The organism is Variovorax ginsengisoli (genome assembly GCF_030486595.1).
GTDB classification, from domain to species: domain Bacteria; phylum Pseudomonadota; class Gammaproteobacteria; order Burkholderiales; family Burkholderiaceae_C; genus Variovorax; species Variovorax ginsengisoli_B.
On the sequence record NZ_JAUJZH010000025.1, the window covers coordinates 33,683 to 53,410 of the forward strand.

Genomic DNA, 19,728 nt, shown 5'->3' on the forward strand with positions numbered 1-19,728 from the left:
CGAAGATGCGCGCGGGTTGATCGGCGTCAGAACGCGAAGTTGGCGGTCAGGCGTGCCGAACGCGGAATGCCCGGCGTGTAGCGGTAGCCGCTCTTGTTGATCGCCGCCACGTACTGCTCGTCGAAGATGTTGTAGACGTTCAGCTGCAGTTCGACGTTCTTGCTGAGGCGGTACGAGGCCATGGCGTCGAATACCCAGTAGGCGTCCGTGTAGGCCGGCGTGCCGATGGCGCCGTCGGTGCCGCGATGCAGCTTGCCGTTGTAGCGTGCACCGCCGCCGATGGTCAGGCCGAAGGGCAGCTGGTAGCTGGTCCACAGCGTGAAGGCGTTCTTGGGGGTGTAGGCCAGCACGTCGCTGCCGTCGGCGGTCACGGCCGGGCCGCTCTGGACCGACGTGTCCATGGTGGTGAAGCCGGCGCTGACACCCCAGTTGTCGGTGATCGCTCCGGCGGCGCCGAGCTCGATACCCTGCACGCGCTTCTTGCCGGTCTGGTAGTACAGCAGCGTGGTCGGATCCTGCACCACTTCGTTCTTGACCTCGGTGCGGTAGAGCGCGGCAGTCAGCGACAGGTGCTTGTTCAGCACGTCCCACTTGGTACCGACCTCGTAGGTGGTGGCTTCCTGCGGGTTGAAGTCGACGCGCGAGGCGCTGCTGCCGGTGCCGCCCGCCGCCAGGGCGAAGTTGGCGCCGCCCGGCGGCTGGGAGGAGGTGCCCCAGGCCGCGTAGATGCTGCCGTTCTCGGCCGGCTTGTACACCACGCCGAGCTTGCCGCTCCAGAGGTCGCCCGAGGTCGACAGGTCGGTCGGGGTGATGGCACGCGACGGCAGCGTCAGCGCGGTCGCCGAGTAGCTGGTGTCGTAGTGGTCGTAGCGCACGCCGCCCGTGAGCTGCCATTGCTCATTGATCTTCATGGTGTCGAAGGCGTACAGGCTGACCGTGTCGGTCTTGCCGAACGAGCCCGTGCCGTTGGAGATCCGGTTGTAGCCGGTCACGTTCGGGTTCGGGTTGTACAGGTTGGCGACCGGCCAGGAACCGGCCGGCGCGAAGGTCGTGTTGACCGAGGCGAAGCCCGGGGCGTAGAAGTTGCCGAGCGTCTGTTCCTCACGCAGCAGTTCGAGACCGAAGTTCGCGGTATGGCTGAAGGCGCCGGTGTTGAACTTGGACGACAGGCTGGTCTGGTTCAGGATGATGGTGTTTTCCTGATCCTTGTTGGTCGGCAGGTTGCGCGTGACGGTCCAGCCCAGCGGGTTGTTCGGGTTCGGCGTGTTGATGAAGCCGGCCGTGACCGCGGGCACCGTGCCGCGGTAGGTACTGGTCTGGCCCACGCGCGTGGCCGTGAGGCCGCCGAGCATGAACGAGGTCAGCATGTAGTCCTGCTGGGTCTTGCCGTAGCGCGTGATGTTGCGCAGCGTCATGTCGGGCGTGATGTCGTGCTCGACGCGCGCGGTGAACATGTCGGCCGTGACGTCGTTGAAGTCGGACGTGGTGCCGTAGAAGTTCTTCGAATCGACGGGCTGCGCGTAGTTGAGGAAGGTCCGGCGCAGGATCGGCGAATTGATCAGCAGCGCGTCCGGCGTGGTGTAGCCCGGCAGGCCGATGGTCGGCACGCCGCCGTCGGGCACGTTGTCCTGCTTCACGTGCAGGTAGTCGAGGTACACGCGCGTCGGCGTGTTGAGGCCGAAGGCGATCGAGGGCGCGAAGCCCCAGCGCTTGTTCTTGACTTCGTCGCGGCCGGCGACACCGCCGTCTTCGGCGACGGCATTGATGCGGAAGGCGGTGGCCGAGCCGTCGGCAGCGCCGATCACGCGGTTCCAGTCGAGCGTGCCGCGACCGAAGTCGGCACTGCCGTAGGTGAGCGAGCCCGAGAAGCTGTTCTCGAGCTTCGGCTTCTTGCTGATCAGGTTGATGTAGCCGGTCGGCGAGGTGCGGCCGACGTCGGTGCCCGAGGGGCCCTTGACCACTTCGACCTGCTCGATGTTGAACATGTCGCGCGATATCGAGCCGAGGTCGCGCACGCCGTCGACGAAGATGCTGCTCGAAGCATCGAAGCCCCGCATGAAGATCGAGTCGCCGGTGCTGGTGTTGCCGTTCTCGCCCAGGAAGAAGGCGCCGGCGCCCGGGGTGTTGCGCAGCGCCTCGGTCAAGGTGGTGGCGCCTTGCTCGCGCATCAGCGCTTCAGGGATCACCTGGATCACCTGCGGGATGTCGACCAGCGGCGCGGTGAACTTCGGGTTGGCCGAGTTCTCGACCCGGAACTCGTCCGCCGTGCTGTCCTCGACGCGCACTTCCTTCAGCGTGTTGTTGGAAGTCTGCGCAATGGCAGGCGCTGCCAGGGCGATCAGCGTGGCGGCGGCAGCGGCGCTGCCGAAAGGTGGGAGCGCGCGCGCGACAGCGTGCTTGCGGCTCTTGATGTAGGCCATGAGATTCTCCGAGAGGAATGAAAACCGGGAACTCGACTGGCGGGTCCCGCGCGGCCTCGGCGTCGCGGCGGCGGGATTGGCTGGGTGAGTTGTTTCGCGGAATCGCGAAGTGACTGAATGATAATGAATCTCAATACGCTTGTTAACACGGCGTTCACATTGAGAGGAAATTCGGAGAGCCCAGCGATTTCTCGTTGCTTGCGAGCAACGATTTGGTGTCAATAGACGTCGCGGCGGTAACGGCCGGCGGCCGCGAGTTCGCGCATGAGCGCGTCGCCTGCAATCTGGCGCAGCGCGGCATCGACGCCGGAGGCCATGCCTTGCAGGCTGCCGCAGACATAGATCGCGGCACCGCCTGCGATCCAGGCACGCGCCTCGTCGAGCCGTTGCAGCAGGCGGTGCTGGACGTAGAGCCGTTCGGCCTGGTCGCGCGAGAACACCATGTCGAGTCGCCGAAGCACCCCGGCTTGCTGCCAGGCTTCGATCTCTGCACGGCAAAGGAAATCGTGCTGCGCGTTGCGTTCGCCGAAGACCAGCCAGTTGTCGTGCCGGCCCTGCGCTGCGCGGGCGCGCAGGTGGCTGCGCAGCCCGGCCAGCCCGGTGCCGTTGCCGATCAGCAGCAGCGGACGCTCGAGGTTTTCGCCGAGCCGGAAATTGCGGTGCGGACGCAGTTGCAGCTGGACCGTGTCGCCCAGGCGAAGGGCCGAGGTCAGCAAGCCGGAAGCGGCGCCGAGCCTGCCATCGGGGCGCTGCTCCTGGCGCACCAGCAACTCGAGGCTCCCGTCGGCGGGGATCGAGGCGATCGAATAGTCGCGCGGCCGTCCGGGATCGCTGGCGAGGGCGAGCCGCGCGATGTCGCCGGATTCCCAGCCAGCGGCCGGTGCGGCCATCGGCGTGAAGGCCAGTCGGTACACCGGCGCGCCGGCGCTGCCTTCATTGAGGAGCGAGCGCGACGCCAGTCGCCACGGCATGGCGGCCGCCGCTGCGGCGTCCGAGGCGTCTGTTGTGTCGTCGGCCGCCGCGCCGCCGCCGCACTGCGCCTGCCAGGCGGCCAGGGTGGCGGGCTCGGCATTGTCGACCTCGATGCGGTCGAAGCTGCGGGTCGCGCCGGCCGCGTGCAGCCATTCGTCGAGCAGGCGGCCGAAGCGGCAGAAGTTGGCGTACTGGCGGTCGCCCAGCGCGAGCACCGCATAGCGCAGCGAAGACAGCTCGGCCTTCGCACCCATCACGTGCTCGGCGAACCGGCTGGCGCCGTCGGGCGCATCGCCTTCGCCATACGTGCTGGCGATGAAGAGGGCCTTCGGCGCTCGCCGCAGCAGGTCGATATCGACCTCGTTGAGCGGCATCACCCGCGCCGGTGTCCCGGCCGCATGCAGCCAGCCGCCGGTCTGCCATGCGAGGGCCTCGGCCTGGCCGGTCTGGCTGGCATACAGCACCAGGGTGGCGGCGCCGGCCCCGCTGCCGGCCAGCGCAGAGGCCCTCCGCTTGCTGGCGACGCGTTGCCGGCGCCGCCGCCAGTAGATCGCGGCGCATAGCGCGGCATAGGCGAACACGGTGAAGCTGGCGGCGAGCGCCCGCAGGGTCGGCTCGGTCACTGGATTGGCCAGGCGGGGCTGGCGAAGGCGCGCGGGCCCTGTTCTGCGCGGCACACGAACAGCGCCGCCACGTCGCGGCGGCGGGCAAAGGCCAGGCCGTCATCGGGACCCAGCACGGTCAGCACGGTGGCCAGCGCGTCGGCCTCCATGCACTCGGGATGCAGCACCGTCACCGAAGCCAGCGCATGTCGGACCGGCTCGCCGGTGCGCGGATCGAGCGTGTGCGACCAGCGCCGTCCCTGGTGCTCGCGGACATGCCAGCGGTCACCCGAGGTCGCGATCGCCAGGCCGTCGAGCGGCACCCGGTGCGTGTGGCCGGGCAGCGCGTCGACCAGCACCTGCCACGGATCGCCGCCGGGGCGACGGCCAGCCGCGCGCAGCTCGCCGCCGACCTCGACCAGGAAATCGCCGATTCCGAGTGCCTGCAGCGCAGCGGCGACCTGGTCGACCGCGAAGCCCTTGGCGACGCCCGACAGGTCGAGCGCCGCGCCGCCCGGCTGGATGGCGGTCCGGGTTTCGGGGTCCAGCGCCAGGCGCTGCCAGCGCACGCGTGCACGCGCCTGCGCGATCGCAGCGGGGGAGGGTGGCCCGTCGTTCGAGGCGTCGGCACCGAAACCCCAAAGCGCGACCAGCGGGCCGATGCTCGGATCGATCGCCCCGTCACTGGCCGCGGCCCATTGGAGGGCGCAGGCCAGCACCTTGGCGAATTCGGGTTCGAGCACGTGCCGGCTGCCGGCTTCGGCATGGTTGAAACGGCGGATGTCCGAGCCTGCTTCCCACGTGCTCATCTGCGCGACCACGCGATCGAGCGCGGCCTGGGCGGCGGTTCGCACGTCTTCGAGCGCGACCATGCGCGGGTTGTCGAAGCGCAGCGACCAGGTCGTGCCCATGCTGCGGCCGGCCAGCGCCTGCAGGCTGGCAGGATCGGCAGGGCGCGGCCGGGGCGTGTTGGCGTAGCCGCCGGCAGCCCAGGACACGAAGGACGCTCGCCGGGGCGCCGGGACTTTCGCGATCGGACTCAGGGCATCACTTCCAGGGTTGCGGCGTAGCTCAGGCGCCGTTCCTTGGCCTGCGGCACCGAGGTCTTCTTGTCGGCGGTGCTGGCGTCGAGCCAGTACATGCCGGCTTCCGGCCAGGTCACGCTGAACTGGCCCTTGGCATCGGTCTTGACCTTGAGCTCGTCGAGCTTGTCGCGATAGCGCGTGTTGCCCAGCGTGACCGTGACCTCGAGGTCCTTGGCGGGCTGGCCGTCGAGCTGCAGCGTGAAGGCGGTCTTCTCGCCCTTCACCAGGTCGGTCGGGTTGGCCGTGACCAGTTCGAGGCCCTTGCCGCTGGCACGCAGCGCGCTGGGCTTGCCGACGGTGACGAAGGTCTCGTTGCGGCCCGCCGATTGCGTGACCTCGACCTCGGTCGCATCGGCCGGGATCTGGCTGGCGATGTTCTCGGGCGTGCCGCGGGCGCGCCTGGTCTGGCCGGTCGCCTTGTCCTTCCAGCGTGCGAAGACGCCTTCGTTGACCAGGGCCAGGCGGTAGGTGCCTGGCTGCGTGAGGTTCAGGTCGAAGCCGGCCCGAAGCTTGCCCTTGAACATGTTCTCGGGCTTGACCGTGCTGCCGTCGGGCGCCGTGACCGCCAGGCTGTCGAGGTTCAGCGGGTTGTGGTTGAAGAAGAACAGGTCGTTCGACACCGCGGCGTCGACCGTGATCCAGTCGGCCTTCGACAGCACGGTGCTCGACGGCATCAACCAGGCGTTGTGGGCCTGGACGGCCGCTGTGCCGGCGCAGAGGGCGATGCCGAGAGCGAGGGTGCGCAAGGAGAGCTTCATGATGGGTTCCCGGGAAGTTGGTGACGAAGTTGAATCAGGGCTTGAGTTCGAGCGAGACCTCGCCCAGCTCGCTGTTGCCGGCGACCTGCGATTGCTCGGCCTTGGCCGGCGGCCACTGGAAGGGAATGCTCACGATCTCGCGGCCGCCGACCTCGCGCGCCGCCTCGACATACAGCTTGTAGGCGCCGGGCGCCAGCTTGGGCAGCGCCACTGAACCCTCGGACACGGCGATCTGGTGCTTGCCGGCCGGCCGCGTCGCGCTGCTCACGCCATCGGTCGGCATCTGCAGTTCGCGGCCGGTGCGGCGCCACCACTGGCGCAGGTCCTTCAGCCACTTGGTGCCTTCGCCCTCGGCGCTGCCCTTGTTCTTGACGTCATACCAGACCGCCAGCGTGCCGGCCACCGACTGGTCGGGCCGCTCGATCCAGGCCGCCACGTAGGGGCGGTGGTACTCGGCCACGTTGAGGCGCGGCACTTCGACGTTGACCGTGAGCCCCGCGGCGAAGGCCGGTGCGCCGAACAGTGCGGCGAGCGCGAGGGAATAGCGAACTTGCACGAAAGACCTCTTTCCTGGATCAGTGGATGAACAGCAGCGCGAGCAGCACCGGGATCACCAGGCCCATGCCGACCATCGGCCAGGTGAAGGGCCGGCTGCCGGCGTGCATCTTGAGAATGAAAAGTCCGGTGATCGAGAACACCAGCGTGGCGGCCGCGAAGATGTCGATGAACCAGCTCCAGGCCGCGCCGGTGCTGCGCCCCTTGTGCAGGTCGTTGAAATAGGAGAGCCAGCCGCGGTCGGTCCGCTCGTACTCGGCTTCGCCGTCGATCAAGCTCAGCCGCAGCCAGGCATCGCCGCCCGGGCGCGGCAGCGACAGGTAGATCTCGTCGTCCGACCATTCGGCGTCGCGGCCGGCGGTGTCGACCGCCCACTGCGCCTGTATCCAGGCCTGCAGTTCGGCGGGCAGTTCGGCCTTGCCCTTGCGGGCCTTGGCGGCGGGGAGTTCCTTCAGCAAGGCTGCGCGCAAGACGTCGTCGACGGTGGCGGTCCGGCTCGTCACCTTCGGCCTGGCCTCGATGCTGGCCGCATGGTTGAGCGTGAAGCCCGTGATGCCGAACAGCAGCAGCCCGATCAGGCACAGCGCCGAGCTGACCCAGTGCCATTCGTGCAGGGTCTTGAGCCAGTAGGCGCGGCGGCGGTTGTCGGTGGAGGCGGCGGTCATCGGAGCGGGCGATTCTAGCCGCTCAAATGCGAATGAATTCTATTTGCAGGTTGCTTGGCTGCACCCGGCGCGGTAGCCAGATACGCAGGAAGGTCCCGTCAAATATGGCATTGCCGCTCCTTTTTCGATAGCAATGAAGTTTCGTAAAGAAAAAAAAGCGGGGCATCGCCCCGCTCGCCGCAAGCCCCGCCGGCTTATTCGGTCTCGCCCATCTGCGACTGCAGGTAGTTCTGCAGGCCGACCTTGCCGACCAGGTCGATCTGGGTCTCGAGGAAATCGATGTGTTCCTCGGTGTCGTCCAGGATCTCCTGCAGCAGGTCGCGCGAGACGTAGTCGCGCACGCTTTCGCAGTGGGCGATGCCGGCCTTGATGGTCGCCTGCGCGCCGGTCTCGGAGCGCAGGTCGCATTCGAGGATCTCGGGGACGTCTTCGCCGACCTGGAGCTTGGCCAGGTCCTGCAGGTTGGGCAGGCCGTCGAGCATGAAGATCCGGTCCATGATCCGGTCGGCGTGCTTCATCTCGCCGATCGACTCGTCGTATTCCTTCTTGGCCAGCTTGTCGAGGCCCCAGTGCTTGAGCATCCGGTAGTGCAGGAAATACTGGTTGATCGCGGTCAGCTCGTTCTTGAGTTGCGCCTGCAGATGGTCGATGACTTGGGGGTCGCCCTTCATGGTTTTTCCTTGTTCTTAAAGAGGCGATTGTGCGAGTCCGCCGGGCGGCCGCGCAAGCAAACCCATGCGCCAATGGTCTGCATGCGGGTGAGGGTGATAGGTGTTCGCATTCATAGGGGTGGGCAATGCAATCAATAGCCCATGGCTATCTGAAAGCCGATATTGGTAGTTATACTAATCACTCGCACTTTTCATCAGCCTCCAAGGAAACTCAATGTCCCTGATCAACACAGAAATCATCCCGTTCAAAGCCACCGCGTATCACAACGGCAAGTTCGTGCCTGTCAGCAACGACAACTTCAAGGGCAAGTGGTCCGTCGTCGTGTTCTACCCGGCCGACTTCACCTTCGTGTGCCCGACCGAACTGGGTGACCTGGCCGATCACTATGCCGAATTCCAGAAGCTCGGCGTCGAGGTGTATGGCGTGTCGACCGACACCCACTTCACGCACAAGGCCTGGCACGACACGTCCGAGACCATCGGCAAGGTGCAGTACCCGCTGATCGGCGACCCGAGCCAGCAACTGGCGCGCGCCTTCCAGGTCCTGATCGAAGAAGGCGAAGACGCCGGCCTGGCCTACCGCGGCACCTTCGTGATCGACCCCGAAGGCAAGATCAAGACCATCGAAGTGCACGACAACGGCATCGGCCGCGACGCCGCCGAACTGCTGCGCCGCGTGAAGGCTGCCCAGTACGTCGCCGCTCACCCGGGCGAAGTCTGCCCCGCCAAGTGGACCGAAGGCGCCGAAACGCTCAAGCCTTCGTTCGACCTGGTCGGCAAGATCTAAGCTGCCTGACTCGCGCCACAGCCCGGGCGCGTTCGCACCCGGGCTTTTTTGTTTCCACCGCATTTGAAAAAGAAAGTCACCATGCTCGACGCCGGCACCAAATCGCAACTCAAAAGCTACCTCGACCGCATCACGCAGCCGATCGAGATCGTCGCTTCGCTCGATGACAGCAAGGCGTCGGGCGACCTGCAGGCGCTGCTGAAGGATGTGGCCGAGTCGTCCGCGCTGGTGAAGGTCAGCGAGAGCCGGGACGACCAGCATCGCAAGCCGTCTTTTTCCATCAACCGGCCCAGTGAAAACCACGGTCCGCGTTTCGCGGGCCTGCCGATGGGTCACGAATTCACTTCGCTCGTGCTGGCGCTGCTGCAGGTCGGCGGCTACCCGCCCAAGGTCGACGACGCGGTGCTGCAGCAGATCCGCGCGCTCGACGGCGACTTCGAGTTCGAGATCTACATCTCGCTGACCTGCCACAACTGCCCGGACGTGGTCCAGGCGCTGAACTTGATGGCGATCCAGAACCCGCGCATCAAGACCACGATGATCGACGGCTCGCTGTTCCAGGACGAGGTCAAGGAACGCCAGATCATGGCCGTGCCGACCGTCTTCCTGAACGGCACGGAATTCGGCCAGGGCCGCATGAGCCTCGAGGAGATCCTGGCCAAGATCGACACCAGCGGCGTCGAGCGCGAAGCGAAGAAGATCGCCGCCAAGGAACCCTTCGACGTGCTGATCGTCGGCGGCGGCCCTGCCGGTGCGGCGGCCGCGGTGTATGCGGCGCGCAAGGGCATTCGCACCGGTGTCGCCTCGGAGCGCTTCGGCGGCCAGGTGCTCGACACCATGGGCATCGAGAATTTCATCTCGATCAAGGAGACCGAAGGACCCAAGTTCGCCCTCGCGCTCGAGGAGCATGTGCGCGACTACGACGTCGACATCATGAATCTGCAGCGTGCCGCCGGCCTGGTGCCGGGGGACGACTTCATCGAGGTCAAGCTCGAGAGCGGGGCCTCGCTGAAGAGCCGGTCGGTCGTGATCTCGACCGGTGCGCGCTGGCGCAACATCAACGTGCCCGGCGAGCACGAGTACAAGAACAAGGGCGTGGCCTACTGCCCGCACTGCGACGGTCCGCTGTTCAAGGGCAAGCGGGTGGCGGTGATCGGCGGCGGCAACTCTGGCGTCGAGGCGGCGATCGACCTGGCCGGCATCGTCGGCCACGTGACCTTGATCGAGTACGACACGCAACTGCGCGCCGACGCGGTGCTGCAGCGCAAGCTGCGCAGCCTCGCCAACGTCACGGTGCACCTCAACGCGCAGACCACCGAGATCACCGGCGACAGCCAGAAGGTCGACGGCCTGGTCTACAAGGACCGCGCGACCGGCGAGAGCCACCGCGTGCCGCTCGAAGGGGTGTTCGTGCAGATCGGCCTGGTGCCCAACACCGACTGGCTCAAGGGAACGGTCGAACTGTCGAAGCACGGCGAGATCGTGGTGGACGCCAAGGGCCAGACCTCGGTGCCGGGCGTGTTCGCCGCGGGCGACGCCACGACGGTGCCGTTCAAGCAGATCATCATCGCCGCCGGCGATGGCGCGAAGGCTGCGTTGAGCGCGTTCGACCACCTGATCCGCACCTCGGCGCCGGCGGAAGAGGCGGTCGCGGCCTGAGCGGGGCGGCGCGGTTGCCGCACAAGCCGCCGGGATGCCGGCTGGAGAGAACCGACTAGTAGGTGAGTCGCTCGGGACGAAGTTCCTGCAGGATCGTGGTCGCGATCTCCTCGATCGACTTGGTGGTGGTCGACAGCCAGCGGATGCCGGCCCGCCGCATCATGGCCTCGGCCTCGCTGACCTCCTGGCGGCAGCTCTCGAGGCTCGCGTAGCGGGAATTCGGCCGTCGCTCGTTGCGGATCTCGCTCAGCCGCTCGGGCTGGATGGTGAGCCCGAAGATCTTCTTGCGGTGCGGCATCAGCGCCGGCGGCAGTTGGCGGCGCTCGAAATCCTCGGGGATCAGCGGATAGTTGGCCGCTTTCAGGCCATGCTGCATGGCCAGGTAAAGCGAGGTCGGCGTCTTGCCGCTGCGGCTGACGCCGACCAGGATCACGTCGGCGCCGTCGAGGTCGCGGTTGCTCTGGCCGTCGTCGTGCGCCAAGCTGAAATCGATGGCCTGGATGCGGGCGTCGTATTCCTTGCTCTTGCTGACGTCGCTGAAGCGGCCGATGCGATGGTTCGATTTCATGGCCAGCTCGATCTCGAGCGGGCGCACGAAGGTGCCGAACATGTCGAGCAGCATGCCCCTGCAGCCGGTTTCGATGACCTCGAGCACTTCCATGTTGGCCAGCGTCGTGAAGACGATCGGCCGGACGCCCTCGATTTCGGCCGTGTGGTTGATCTTTCGCACCGCCTGGTGCGCCTTGTCGACCGTGTCGGTGAAGGGCAGGCGCACGTGGCGCGGCTTCATCTCGAACTGGGCCAGGACGGCATTGCCGAAGGTTTCGGCAGTGATGCCGGTGCCGTCGGAAACGAAGAAAACTGTGCGCGTGTGCATGGATTGGCGACCTTGTCCTGCGGCACGCCGAACCCCGCCGCGCCTACAATTCGCCCCATTATCGGGAAAGCCGAGCGCTTTTCCCCTTCGAATTCCAGCATGCACCCCCCGCCGATGCCCAGAGCAAGAAGAACGATCGCGCCGTGCCGCCTGCATGCAGCCACAGTTTCAACTTCTGGAGCTTTCCCATGTCTGACCTCTTCGAAGCGACCGCCCTGGTCGTCCCGTTCGAAAACCTGAGAATGACCGACGTCGAGTCGGTCGGCGGCAAGAACGCCAGTCTCGGCGAGATGATTTCCCAGCTGCCGCAGGGCGTGCGGGTGCCCACCGGCTTCGCCACCACGGCCCACGCCTTCCGCCAGTTCCTGGCCCATGACGGCCTGGCCGACAAGATCAGCGCCAAGCTGGCCGCGCTGGACACCGAGGACGTGCGCGCCCTGGCCACCGTGGGTGGCGAAATCCGCGCCATGGTCGAGGCCCAGCCTTTCCCGGCCGATCTGCAGAAGGCGATCGCGGACGCCTTCGCCACCCTGTCGGCCGGCAATCCCCAGGCCAGCTTCGCGGTCCGCTCCTCGGCCACCGCCGAAGACCTGCCCGACGCCTCCTTCGCCGGCCAGCAGGAGACCTTCCTCAACGTGGTCGGCATCGAGGACGTGCTGCACAAGATGAAGGAGGTGTTCGCCTCCCTCTACAACGACCGCGCGATCAGCTACCGGGTCCACAAGGGCTTCGCCCACGACGTGGTGGCACTGTCGGCGGGCGTCCAGCGCATGGTCCGCAGCGACCTCGGCGCCGCCGGCGTGATGTTCACGATCGACACCGAATCCGGCTTCGAGGACGTGGTGTTCATCACCTCGAGCTACGGCCTCGGCGAGACGGTGGTGCAGGGCGCCGTGAACCCCGACGAGTTCTATGTCCACAAGCCCACGCTGCGCGCCGGCAAGCGGGCCGTCATCCGCCGCAACCTGGGCTCCAAGCTGATCCAGATGGAGTTCGCGAGCGCGGCCGAAAAGGCGGCCAGCGGCAAGCTGGTCAAGACCACCGACGTGCCGACCGAGCAGCGCAACCGCTATTCGCTGACCGACGCCGACGTCGAGCAGCTCGCCAGGTACGCCCTCGTGATCGAGGAGCACTATGGCCGCCCGATGGACATCGAGTGGGGCAAGGACGGCACCGACGGCCAGCTCTACATCCTGCAGGCGCGCCCTGAAACCGTGAAGAGCCAGCAGCAGGGCAAGGCCGAGCAGCGCTACAAGCTGCTGGGGCGCGGCGCGGTGCTGGCCGAAGGCCGTGCGATCGGCCAGAAGATCGGCACCGGACCGGTGCGCCTCGTCCACAACATCAGCGAGATGGACAAGGTGCAGGCCGGCGACGTGCTGGTCACCGACATGACCGATCCCAACTGGGAGCCGGTGATGAAGCGGGCCGCGGCGATCGTGACCAATCGCGGCGGGCGCACCTGCCATGCGGCGATCATCGCCCGCGAACTGGGCATCCCGGCGGTGGTCGGCTGCGGCGACGCCACCGACCTGCTCAAGGACGGCACCCTGGTGACCGTGAGCTGCGCCGAAGGCGACACCGGCTTCATCTACGACGGCCTGCTCGAAACCGAGGTGACCGAGGTCCAGCGCGGCGAAATGCCCCCGATCGACCTGAAGGTCATGATGAACGTCGGCAATCCGCAGCTGGCCTTCGACTTCGCCCAGCTGCCGAACCACGGCGTCGGCCTGGCGCGGCTCGAGTTCATCATCAACAACAACATCGGCGTCCATCCGAAGGCGATCCTCGACTACCCGAATGTCGATGCCGACCTCAAGAAGGCGGTCGAATCGGTGGCCCGCGGCCACGCCTCGCCGCGCGCCTTCTACGTCGACAAGGTGGCCGAGGGCATCGCCACCATCGGCGCCGCCTTCTGGCCCAAGCCGGTGATCGTGCGGCTGTCGGACTTCAAGTCGAACGAATACCGCAAGCTGATCGGCGGCAGCCGCTACGAGCCCGAGGAAGAGAACCCGATGCTCGGCTTCCGGGGTGCCGCGCGCTACCTGAGCGGCGAGTTCGGCGAGGCCTTCGCAATGGAATGCGAGGCGCTCAAGCGCGTGCGCAACGAGATGGGCCTCACCAACGTGCAGATCATGGTGCCCTTCGTGCGCACCCTGGGCCAGGCTCGGCGCGTGACTGAACTGCTGGGTGAGCACGGCCTGAAGCGCGGCGAGAACGAGCTCAAGCTGATCATGATGTGCGAAGTGCCGAGCAACGCGATCCTGCCCGAGGAGTTCCTGAAGTTCTTCGACGGCTTTTCGATCGGCTCCAACGACCTGACCCAGCTCACGCTGGGCCTGGACCGCGATTCCGGCCTCGAATTGCTGGCCGCCGACTTCGACGAGCGCGATCCCGCGGTCAAGGCCCTGCTGGAGAAGGTCATCAAGGCCTGCAAGGCCCAGGGCAAGTACGTCGGCATCTGCGGCCAGGGCCCCAGCGACCATCCGGACTTCGCTCTCTGGCTGGCGGAGCAGGGAATCGAGTCGATTTCGCTGAATCCCGACAGCGTCATCGAGACCTGGCAGCAACTCGCCAAGCGCTGACCGGCCGCGAGGCGCGACGGGTGTCACCGTCGCGCAACGACTTTCTTCACGGACTTGGGTGTAATCCCCGTGTCAGCTTGGTGTATTTGCAACCAAATGCATCTTTGCTGTCAAACTCATGACCATGTTGCATCGGGGCCGCACTGCGGCCCCGCATGCTCCCTGGCCCTGGTGTCGAGGAACCCATGATTCTTGTCAAGACTGAAGCCGGTCAGCGCGTCCTGAAGGATCGTTCGGTCGCGCTCACTCCCCGCCAGCGCACGGCGTTCATCCTCTGCGACGGCAAGCGTAGCGTCGGCGACGTGCTCGAGGCCGGGATGGGCGTGAGCCGCGAGGAAATCGACCAGATGATCGCGCAGGGCCTGCTGGCGCTGGTCGGCGAGGCCAGCGCGCCTGCGATTCCCGCCGCTCCCGCAGGCGCTGCGTCGCCGGCGCCCGCCCCCGCGCCCGTGGTTGCTGCGCCGACTGCGGGCCGCTCCGACCAGCAGCGCTACAAGGACGCCTATCCGATCGCGACCCAGCTGACGGGCAGCCTGGGCTTGCGTGGCTTCAGGCTCAACCTGTCGGTCGAGGGCACCGCCAACTACGAACAGCTGCTGGAGCTGTTCCCGAAGATCCAGGCGGCGGTGGGGCCTGACAAGGCCGCCGCACTCGAACGGGCACTGCGCGGCGCCTGAGTGCTATAATTTACGGCTTTGCCTTGCCACACCACGTCTGACGCCGCGGGTGGCTCAACCCTTTCCTCGACCAACATCGGGGAATCCAAACGGACCACAAGGAGTGCCAATGCGTCACTATGAAATCATTTTGCTGATCCACCCGGATCAGAGCGAGCAGGTTCCGGCCATGCTGGAGCGCTACAAGGGCCTGATCACGGCCGGCGGCGGCAAGATCCACCGCGTCGAAGACTGGGGCCGCCGTCAGCTGGCCTACCAGATCAACAAGCTGAACAAGGCGCACTACCTGTGCGTGAACATCGAAGCCGAGCAGACCGTCATGGCCGAACTCGAGCACGCGTTCAAGTTCAACGACGCCGTCCTGCGCCACCTGACCGTGGTCAAGAAGAAGGCCGACACTGGTCCTTCGTCGATGATGAAGACGGTCGAGCGCGAAGAGGCCCGCAAGGCCCAGCAGGCCGAATACGCCGCCAACAACAACTGATGGCGTGAGCGTTGCCGCGGTCAATCAGCTGTTGCTGACTGCCTGCGTCGCCGAACTCGGAGCCCTGCGTTTCACGCCTGCCGGTCTGCCCGCCGTCGACCTGCGACTCGAACACGAGTCGACAGTGACCGAAGCGTCCCAGCCCCGACAGGTCAAGGCGGCCATCAAGGCCGTCGCCTTCGGCGCAGTGGCCGAACGGCTCGCAAGGCAGGAGCTGGGCAGTCTCTGGCGATTCCAGGGCTTCCTCGCGACACCGGGCAACGGCAAGCATCCAGTGCTTCACATCCAGAACTTTCAGCAAGATTAATTTTCTAGAGGTCCAAACATGGCCACGTTCAAGAAATTCAACAAGGACAAGCGTCCGAAGCGCAACACCCAGTCGCTGCTGTTCAAGCGCAAGCGCTTCTGCCGCTTCACCGTCGCCGGCGTCGAAGAGATCGACTACAAGGACATCGACACCCTGCGCGACTTCATCAGCGAAAACGGCAAGATCATCCCCGCACGCCTGACCGGCACGCGCGCGATCTACCAGCGCCAGCTCAACACCGCGATCAAGCGTGCCCGCTTCCTCGCGATGGTGCCGTACAGCGACCAACACCGCGTCTAAGGAGCGACACACCATGCAAGTAATTCTTCTGGACAAAGTCGTCAACCTCGGCGTCCTCGGCGAAATCGTCAAGGTCAAGGACGGTTACGCCCGCAACTTCCTGATCCCGTCGGGCCGCGCCCGCCGCGCCACCGAAGCCAACAAGGCCGAATTCGAAGCCAAGCGCGTCGAGCTCGAAAAGGCTGCGGCCGCCAAGCTGGCCGAATCGCAAGCCCAGGGCGAAAAGCTCGGCGGCACCACCGTCAAGCTGACCCAGAAGGCCGGCGTCGACGGCCGCCTGTTCGGCTCGGTCACCAACGCCGACATCGCCGAAGAGCTCGGCAAGCAAGGCTACAAGGTCGCGAAGGCGCAAGTGCGCATGCCCAACGGCCCGATCAAGGTCGTCGGCGACAGCACCGTCAGCGTCGCGCTGCACACCGACGTGGTGGTCGACATCACGGTCACGGTCTACGGCGAGAGCGCCTAAGACGCCCCACGCGCTTCGTGCGCGTGAAAGAGCCGCCTTCGGGCGGCTTTTCTTTTTCCGGCGGCCTGGGTTGTCCCGCACGCTGCACCGGAAGATCACTGCTTATTCACAGCCTTGTCCACGTGACGCCGCGCCCCGCCCGGCTTAGCATGCATGGTTGCAAGGAACTTCATGTCCGCACTCTTTTCCTACGCCGATAACGACCCGTCGTCAGACCGCCAGATCGCGCAACTGCGCATCCCGCCGCATTCGATCGAGGCCGAATCGAGCGTGCTGGGCGGCCTGCTGCTCGACAACGGCGCCTGGGACCGGATGGGCGACGTGGTGGTCGACGGCGACTTCTACCGCCACGAGCACAAGCTGATCTACGCGGCGATCGGCACGCTGATCAACGCCAGTAAACCGGCCGACGTGATCACGGTCTACGAGCAGTTGCAGAACCTCGGCAAGGCCGACGAGATCGGCGGCCTGGCCTACCTCAACTCGCTGGCGCAGTACGTGCCGAGCGCGAGCAACATCCGTCGCTACGCCGAAATCGTGCGCGAGCGCTCGATCCTGCGCAAACTGGTGAGCGCGAGCGACGAGATCGCCACCAACGCCTTCAACACGCAAGGCAAGGCGGTCGACAAGATCCTCGACGAAGCCGAGCAAAAGATCTTCAACATCGGCGAGGAAGGCTCGCGCATGAAGCAGGGCTTCCAGGGCATGGATTCCCTGGTGGTCGAACTGCTCGACCGCGTGACCGAGATGGCCGAGAACCCGAACGACATCACGGGCGTGCGGACCGGCTTCTACGAATTCGACAAGATGACCTCGGGCCTGCAGCCGGGCGACATGATCGTGCTGGCGGCGCGGCCCTCGATGGGCAAGACCTCGCTGGCCATCAACATCGCCGAGCACGTTGCCCTCAACGAGGGCCTGCCGGTGGCGGTGTTCTCGATGGAAATGGGTGCCTCGCAGCTGGCGGTGCGTATCGTCGGCTCGATCGGCCGCATCGACCAGGGCCACTTGCGCACCGGCAAGCTGACCGACGAGGAATGGCCGCGCCTGACCGAAGCCATCGAGAAGCTGCGCAACGTGTCGCTGCACATCGACGAGACGCCGGGCCTCACCACGAGCGAGCTGCGCGCCAACGCGCGCCGGCTGGCGCGCCAGTACGGCAAGCTCGGCCTGATCGTGGTCGACTACCTGCAGCTCATGAGCGTCTCGAGCAGCATGAACGACGAGAACCGCGCCACCGCCGTGGGCGAAATCTCGCGCGGCCTGAAGATGCTGGCCAAGGAGCTCAAGTGCCCGGTGATCGCGCTGTCGCAGTTGAGCCGCGGCGTCGAGAGCCGCACCGACAAGCGCCCGATGATGAGCGACCTGCGCGAGTCCGGCGCGATCGAGCAGGACGCCGACATCATCATGTTCATCTACCGCGACGACTACTACGACAAGAACAGCAAGGAACCGGGCGTCGCCGAGGTGATCATCAGCAAGCACCGCAACGGCCCGACCGGCACCGTCAAGCTGGCCTTCCTGAAGCCGCTGACCAAGTTCGAGAATCTTGCCGGGGGCGGCAACGACTTCTGAGAATTTTGAGACCTTGCGGGACAGACCAAGAAACTGCGCAGCAGTTTTTGCTCTGTCCTCAACTGACTAGGCATCCGCTTTGAGCCGGCGCAGCATGTCCGCAAGGGTCTTCCCCGGCTCGTCCCTGAAACGCTCCGGCATCACTTCGATGCGGTCGATGCGGTCGATCCGAAAGCCGCGGAAGTCGTCGCGCAGCTCGCACCAGGCCGAGAAGGTCCAGACCTTGCCCCAATAGAAGCAGCCCAGCGGACGCACCGTGCGCTGGCTGGGAGCGCCGGCGACATCGCGGTAATCCATGCGCAGCTTGTGGCGTGACTGCACCGCCTCGCGCAGGGTCTGCAGTCGATCGCGCGTGCCGGCGTCGAGCACGTAGGCCGGCGCGTAGAGCGCCAGGCTCTCGGCCGACACCCGCGCCGCCGGCGGCAGCACCGACAGGATCTTGCCGAGCGCCGATTCGATGTCGCGCGCCATCGCGGCGTCGACCCAGCTCTGCGCCAGGCGCGCCGAGGCGACCAATGCCGCCGCCTCGTCCTGCGTGAACATCAGCGGCGGCAGGTCGAAGCCGGAGCCGAGCCGGTAGCCGACGCCGGCTTCACCTTCGATCGGCACGCCCTGGAGTTGCAGGTCGGCGACATCACGATAGACCGTGCGCTCCGAGACCTCGAGCCGCTGCGCCAGGAAGGCGGCCGTGGTGAGGCGGCGTCCGCGGATGAGCTGGACGATCTGGAACAGGCGGTCGGCACGGCGCATGAAGAGGGGTCAGGCTCCGATGATTCGGGTAGCGAAATCTTCGCTCATGTCATTCCGTCAGGATTCCGATGTGGATGGCGACCTGGTCGGGGCCGCTGTAGGCCTCGAAGTCGGTCTTGTAGCGACGCTTGATCTCGGGGTGCGCATCGAAATAGTGCCAGATCGCCTGCCACACCGCGAGCACCATCTGCGGCATCTCGCCGTGGCCGTGGAAGACGAGGTAGTCGCCGCCCTCGATCCGCACGCTCGCGGGGCCGTCCGCCACGGCGACGCCGGTCGTGATGTCGAAGGCCCCATGGGCATCGGCCTCGTAGTCCGAGTAGACGCCGAACAGCCGCATGTCGTCGACGCGGTGCGGCGTCTTCTCGTAGACCCGCTCGCCGAAGAAGCGGTCCCACAGGGTGCCGATGCGGGCGGCCTGCGGATCGCTCTCGTCGCGGTTGGTGGTGCGCGCGGTCAGCCCCGCGACGCGGAAGGGTTCGAGACGTTGACGTTGGGGTTGGGGTTGAGATTGGGATTGGGATTGGGATTGGGATTGCATGGTTTTCTCCATCATCGGTTTCAAGGGCCGAGGCCTTGCAGCTCGGCCTGCATGGCGGCCGCGATCAGTCCGAAATCGTGGTCGTTGACCTCGAACAGGCCGAAGCGGAACTTGCCGCCCCAGTGCTTCGGGTCGTCGACGAAATCGAACTGCTCGATCAGCGGCAGGATCGGCGCTTCCCGGGCCGCCGAGGCGTAGCGGACGTCGCGCCGCCAGGGAACGAAGCCATTGCCCATGTCGGCCTCGTAGGGGTTGTCGCCGTGGACCACGCCGATCGACACGAAGCTCTGCAGCCGGTCGGCGTGGCCCAGGGTAGTGGTCGGCGCGTAGTAGGCGACATGGTCGCCAGCCCGGATGCGCTTGAGCGGCGCCAGCTTGCCGTGGCCGACCTGCATGAAGCCGCCCGCGGGATCGTCGCGGCCGCGCCGCGCATGCTCCGCGCTGGCGACGGCGATCCAGTTCCTGTGCCGGGTGGGGGCGGTCATGGCGTCAGGCCAGGGCGTGCAGCCCGACTTCGTTGCCCTCGGTGTCGCGCAGCACCGCGAAAGAGCCCATGTCGCCCGGCAGCGCCGTCTTCGGCGTCACGACCTGCCCGCCCGCCGGCGCCACGCGCGACAGCGCGGCGTCGATGCTCGGCATGCAGTCGAGATAGATCCGAACGCCGCTGCCCGCGGCGGCGGCGCGCGGCCCGCCGGCCACCAGGCAGCCGCCGGTGGCCGGTTCTTCGTAGGCGAAGATCGCCATCGCCGCGCCGCCCATGTCCTCGCGCTTGAGCGCGCGGCCGAGCACCTTCTCGTAGAAGGCCTGGGCGCGATCCAGGTCGGCAACGGGGATTTCGAACCAGTTGATGGTGGTGGCAGTCATGGAGCTCTCCTCAGTCAGTGATTGAAGGCCTCATGCTGCGCGCCGCCTGCTGACAACGTAGTGTCAGCAGGCTTCAGCAGGGTGAAGAGAAGGGCGGCCGCGCGCAGCGCAGGCCCGTTCGGGAAACACCG

At 66.3% G+C, this 19,728-nt stretch carries 21 protein-coding genes; 9 read left to right on the forward strand and 12 right to left on the reverse strand.

Features of this window, described 5'->3' with window-relative positions:
* Positions 1–26 precede the first annotated feature (26 nt).
* The 7 genes from QZH52_RS27860 to bfr all read right to left on the reverse strand — a co-directional run bounded on the left by QZH52_RS27860 (position 27) and on the right by bfr (position 7,728).
* On the reverse strand, positions 27–2,420 hold the full coding sequence (locus QZH52_RS27860; RefSeq protein WP_301814040.1) for a catecholate siderophore receptor Fiu: 2,394 nt from the start codon (positions 2,418–2,420) through the stop codon (positions 27–29).
* Positions 2,421–2,638: 218 nt separating this feature from the next.
* The gene (locus QZH52_RS27865; protein ID WP_301814041.1) at positions 2,639–4,015 is read right to left on the reverse strand and encodes a sulfite reductase subunit alpha; all 1,377 of its coding nucleotides are present in this window, start codon (positions 4,013–4,015) and stop codon (positions 2,639–2,641) included.
* Positions 4,012–4,992: an FAD:protein FMN transferase gene (locus tag QZH52_RS27870; protein WP_301814042.1), complete on the reverse strand. Its 981-nt coding sequence runs from the start codon at positions 4,990–4,992 to the stop codon at positions 4,012–4,014. The genes QZH52_RS27865 and QZH52_RS27870 overlap by 4 nt, the downstream gene beginning before the upstream one ends.
* 41 nt (positions 4,993–5,033) lie before the next feature.
* Complete coding sequence (locus QZH52_RS27875; protein WP_301814044.1) at positions 5,034–5,837, reverse strand: DUF4198 domain-containing protein; 804 nt, start codon at positions 5,835–5,837, stop codon at positions 5,034–5,036.
* A gap of 34 nt (positions 5,838–5,871) precedes the next feature.
* A complete protein-coding gene (locus tag QZH52_RS27880) occupies positions 5,872–6,393 on the reverse strand; it encodes a DUF2271 domain-containing protein (RefSeq protein WP_286532683.1) in 522 nt (173 codons plus the stop codon).
* A gap of 19 nt (positions 6,394–6,412) precedes the next feature.
* Positions 6,413–7,057: a PepSY-associated TM helix domain-containing protein gene (locus QZH52_RS27885; RefSeq protein WP_301814047.1), complete on the reverse strand. Its 645-nt coding sequence runs from the start codon at positions 7,055–7,057 to the stop codon at positions 6,413–6,415.
* A 194-nt stretch (positions 7,058–7,251) separates the two neighbouring features.
* Positions 7,252–7,728, reverse strand: a complete 477-nt coding sequence (gene bfr / locus QZH52_RS27890) for a bacterioferritin (RefSeq protein ID WP_301814048.1) — start codon at positions 7,726–7,728, stop codon at positions 7,252–7,254.
* 214 nt (positions 7,729–7,942) lie between these two features.
* Between bfr and ahpC the strand changes: the two genes are divergently transcribed.
* Both ahpC and ahpF read left to right on the forward strand, forming a co-directional pair.
* On the forward strand, positions 7,943–8,515 hold the full coding sequence (gene ahpC, locus QZH52_RS27895) for an alkyl hydroperoxide reductase subunit C (protein WP_286507442.1): 573 nt from the start codon (positions 7,943–7,945) through the stop codon (positions 8,513–8,515).
* Between the two features lie 81 nt (positions 8,516–8,596).
* Entirely contained in the window at positions 8,597–10,174 is a 1,578-nt protein-coding gene (gene ahpF, locus QZH52_RS27900) for an alkyl hydroperoxide reductase subunit F (RefSeq protein WP_301814051.1), read from the forward strand.
* Positions 10,175–10,229: 55 nt separating this feature from the next.
* Here ahpF and ppsR read toward each other — a convergent pair whose 3' ends face one another.
* Positions 10,230–11,051 (reverse strand): posphoenolpyruvate synthetase regulatory kinase/phosphorylase PpsR, encoded by an 822-nt coding sequence (gene ppsR / locus QZH52_RS27905; RefSeq protein WP_301814052.1) that lies wholly within the window; start codon positions 11,049–11,051, stop codon positions 10,230–10,232.
* Between the two features lie 188 nt (positions 11,052–11,239).
* Here ppsR and ppsA point away from each other — a divergent pair, with 188 nt between their 5' ends.
* The 7 genes from ppsA to dnaB all read left to right on the forward strand — a co-directional run bounded on the left by ppsA (position 11,240) and on the right by dnaB (position 17,442).
* Positions 11,240–13,633: a phosphoenolpyruvate synthase gene (ppsA, locus tag QZH52_RS27910; protein WP_301814054.1), complete on the forward strand. Its 2,394-nt coding sequence runs from the start codon at positions 11,240–11,242 to the stop codon at positions 13,631–13,633.
* Positions 13,634–13,818: 185 nt separating this feature from the next.
* Entirely contained in the window at positions 13,819–14,310 is a 492-nt protein-coding gene (locus QZH52_RS27915; RefSeq protein WP_301814056.1) for a hypothetical protein, read from the forward strand.
* Positions 14,311–14,419: 109 nt separating this feature from the next.
* The gene (gene rpsF, locus QZH52_RS27920; RefSeq protein WP_286507454.1) at positions 14,420–14,794 is read left to right on the forward strand and encodes a 30S ribosomal protein S6; all 375 of its coding nucleotides are present in this window, start codon (positions 14,420–14,422) and stop codon (positions 14,792–14,794) included.
* Positions 14,795–14,798: 4 nt separating this feature from the next.
* Positions 14,799–15,101 carry a primosomal replication protein N gene (gene priB, locus QZH52_RS27925; RefSeq protein ID WP_286524444.1) on the forward strand — a complete coding sequence of 101 codons (303 nt, stop codon included), beginning with the start codon at positions 14,799–14,801 and terminating at the stop codon, positions 15,099–15,101.
* A gap of 18 nt (positions 15,102–15,119) precedes the next feature.
* Positions 15,120–15,401 (forward strand): 30S ribosomal protein S18, encoded by a 282-nt coding sequence (rpsR, locus tag QZH52_RS27930; RefSeq protein WP_007830781.1) that lies wholly within the window; start codon positions 15,120–15,122, stop codon positions 15,399–15,401.
* A gap of 13 nt (positions 15,402–15,414) precedes the next feature.
* Entirely contained in the window at positions 15,415–15,867 is a 453-nt protein-coding gene (rplI, locus tag QZH52_RS27935) for a 50S ribosomal protein L9 (RefSeq protein ID WP_286532695.1), read from the forward strand.
* A 171-nt stretch (positions 15,868–16,038) separates the two neighbouring features.
* The gene (gene dnaB / locus QZH52_RS27940) at positions 16,039–17,442 is read left to right on the forward strand and encodes a replicative DNA helicase (RefSeq protein ID WP_286507457.1); all 1,404 of its coding nucleotides are present in this window, start codon (positions 16,039–16,041) and stop codon (positions 17,440–17,442) included.
* A 66-nt stretch (positions 17,443–17,508) separates the two neighbouring features.
* Here the strand turns inward: dnaB and QZH52_RS27945 are convergent, their stop codons facing one another.
* Genes QZH52_RS27945 through QZH52_RS27960 form a run of 4 tightly spaced genes read right to left on the reverse strand, consistent with a single transcriptional unit; the run spans position 17,509 to position 19,597 of the window.
* Entirely contained in the window at positions 17,509–18,192 is a 684-nt protein-coding gene (locus QZH52_RS27945; RefSeq protein ID WP_286532697.1) for a helix-turn-helix transcriptional regulator, read from the reverse strand.
* Between the two features lie 49 nt (positions 18,193–18,241).
* The gene (locus tag QZH52_RS27950; RefSeq protein ID WP_301814074.1) at positions 18,242–18,733 is read right to left on the reverse strand and encodes a GyrI-like domain-containing protein; all 492 of its coding nucleotides are present in this window, start codon (positions 18,731–18,733) and stop codon (positions 18,242–18,244) included.
* Between the two features lie 20 nt (positions 18,734–18,753).
* Positions 18,754–19,218 carry an EVE domain-containing protein gene (locus QZH52_RS27955; RefSeq protein WP_301814075.1) on the reverse strand — a complete coding sequence of 155 codons (465 nt, stop codon included), beginning with the start codon at positions 19,216–19,218 and terminating at the stop codon, positions 18,754–18,756.
* A gap of 4 nt (positions 19,219–19,222) precedes the next feature.
* Complete coding sequence (locus QZH52_RS27960; protein WP_301814076.1) at positions 19,223–19,597, reverse strand: VOC family protein; 375 nt, start codon at positions 19,595–19,597, stop codon at positions 19,223–19,225.
* Positions 19,598–19,728 lie beyond the last annotated feature (131 nt).

Excerpts from the sequence above, each read along its gene's own strand:
- QZH52_RS27860 (WP_301814040.1), bottom strand. The coding sequence starts at position 2,420 with ATGGCCTACATCAAGAGCCGCAAGCACGCTGTCGCGCGCGCGCTCCCA.
- QZH52_RS27875 (WP_301814044.1), bottom strand. The coding sequence starts at position 5,837 with ATGAAGCTCTCCTTGCGCACCCTCGCTCTCGGCATCGCCCTCTGCGCC.
- QZH52_RS27885 (WP_301814047.1), bottom strand. The coding sequence starts at position 7,057 with ATGACCGCCGCCTCCACCGACAACCGCCGCCGCGCCTACTGGCTCAAG.
- bfr (WP_301814048.1), bottom strand. The coding sequence starts at position 7,728 with ATGAAGGGCGACCCCCAAGTCATCGACCATCTGCAGGCGCAACTCAAG.
- ahpC (WP_286507442.1), top strand. The coding sequence starts at position 7,943 with ATGTCCCTGATCAACACAGAAATCATCCCGTTCAAAGCCACCGCGTAT.
- ahpF (WP_301814051.1), top strand. The coding sequence starts at position 8,597 with ATGCTCGACGCCGGCACCAAATCGCAACTCAAAAGCTACCTCGACCGC.
- ppsR (WP_301814052.1), bottom strand. The coding sequence starts at position 11,051 with ATGCACACGCGCACAGTTTTCTTCGTTTCCGACGGCACCGGCATCACT.
- ppsA (WP_301814054.1), top strand. The coding sequence starts at position 11,240 with ATGTCTGACCTCTTCGAAGCGACCGCCCTGGTCGTCCCGTTCGAAAAC.
- QZH52_RS27915 (WP_301814056.1), top strand. The coding sequence starts at position 13,819 with ATGATTCTTGTCAAGACTGAAGCCGGTCAGCGCGTCCTGAAGGATCGT.
- rpsF (WP_286507454.1), top strand. The coding sequence starts at position 14,420 with ATGCGTCACTATGAAATCATTTTGCTGATCCACCCGGATCAGAGCGAG.
- rpsR (WP_007830781.1), top strand. The coding sequence starts at position 15,120 with ATGGCCACGTTCAAGAAATTCAACAAGGACAAGCGTCCGAAGCGCAAC.
- rplI (WP_286532695.1), top strand. The coding sequence starts at position 15,415 with ATGCAAGTAATTCTTCTGGACAAAGTCGTCAACCTCGGCGTCCTCGGC.
- dnaB (WP_286507457.1), top strand. The coding sequence starts at position 16,039 with ATGTCCGCACTCTTTTCCTACGCCGATAACGACCCGTCGTCAGACCGC.
- QZH52_RS27945 (WP_286532697.1), bottom strand. The coding sequence starts at position 18,192 with ATGCGCCGTGCCGACCGCCTGTTCCAGATCGTCCAGCTCATCCGCGGA.
- QZH52_RS27950 (WP_301814074.1), bottom strand. The coding sequence starts at position 18,733 with ATGCAATCCCAATCCCAATCCCAATCCCAATCTCAACCCCAACCCCAA.
- QZH52_RS27955 (WP_301814075.1), bottom strand. The coding sequence starts at position 19,218 with ATGACCGCCCCCACCCGGCACAGGAACTGGATCGCCGTCGCCAGCGCG.
- QZH52_RS27960 (WP_301814076.1), bottom strand. The coding sequence starts at position 19,597 with ATGACTGCCACCACCATCAACTGGTTCGAAATCCCCGTTGCCGACCTG.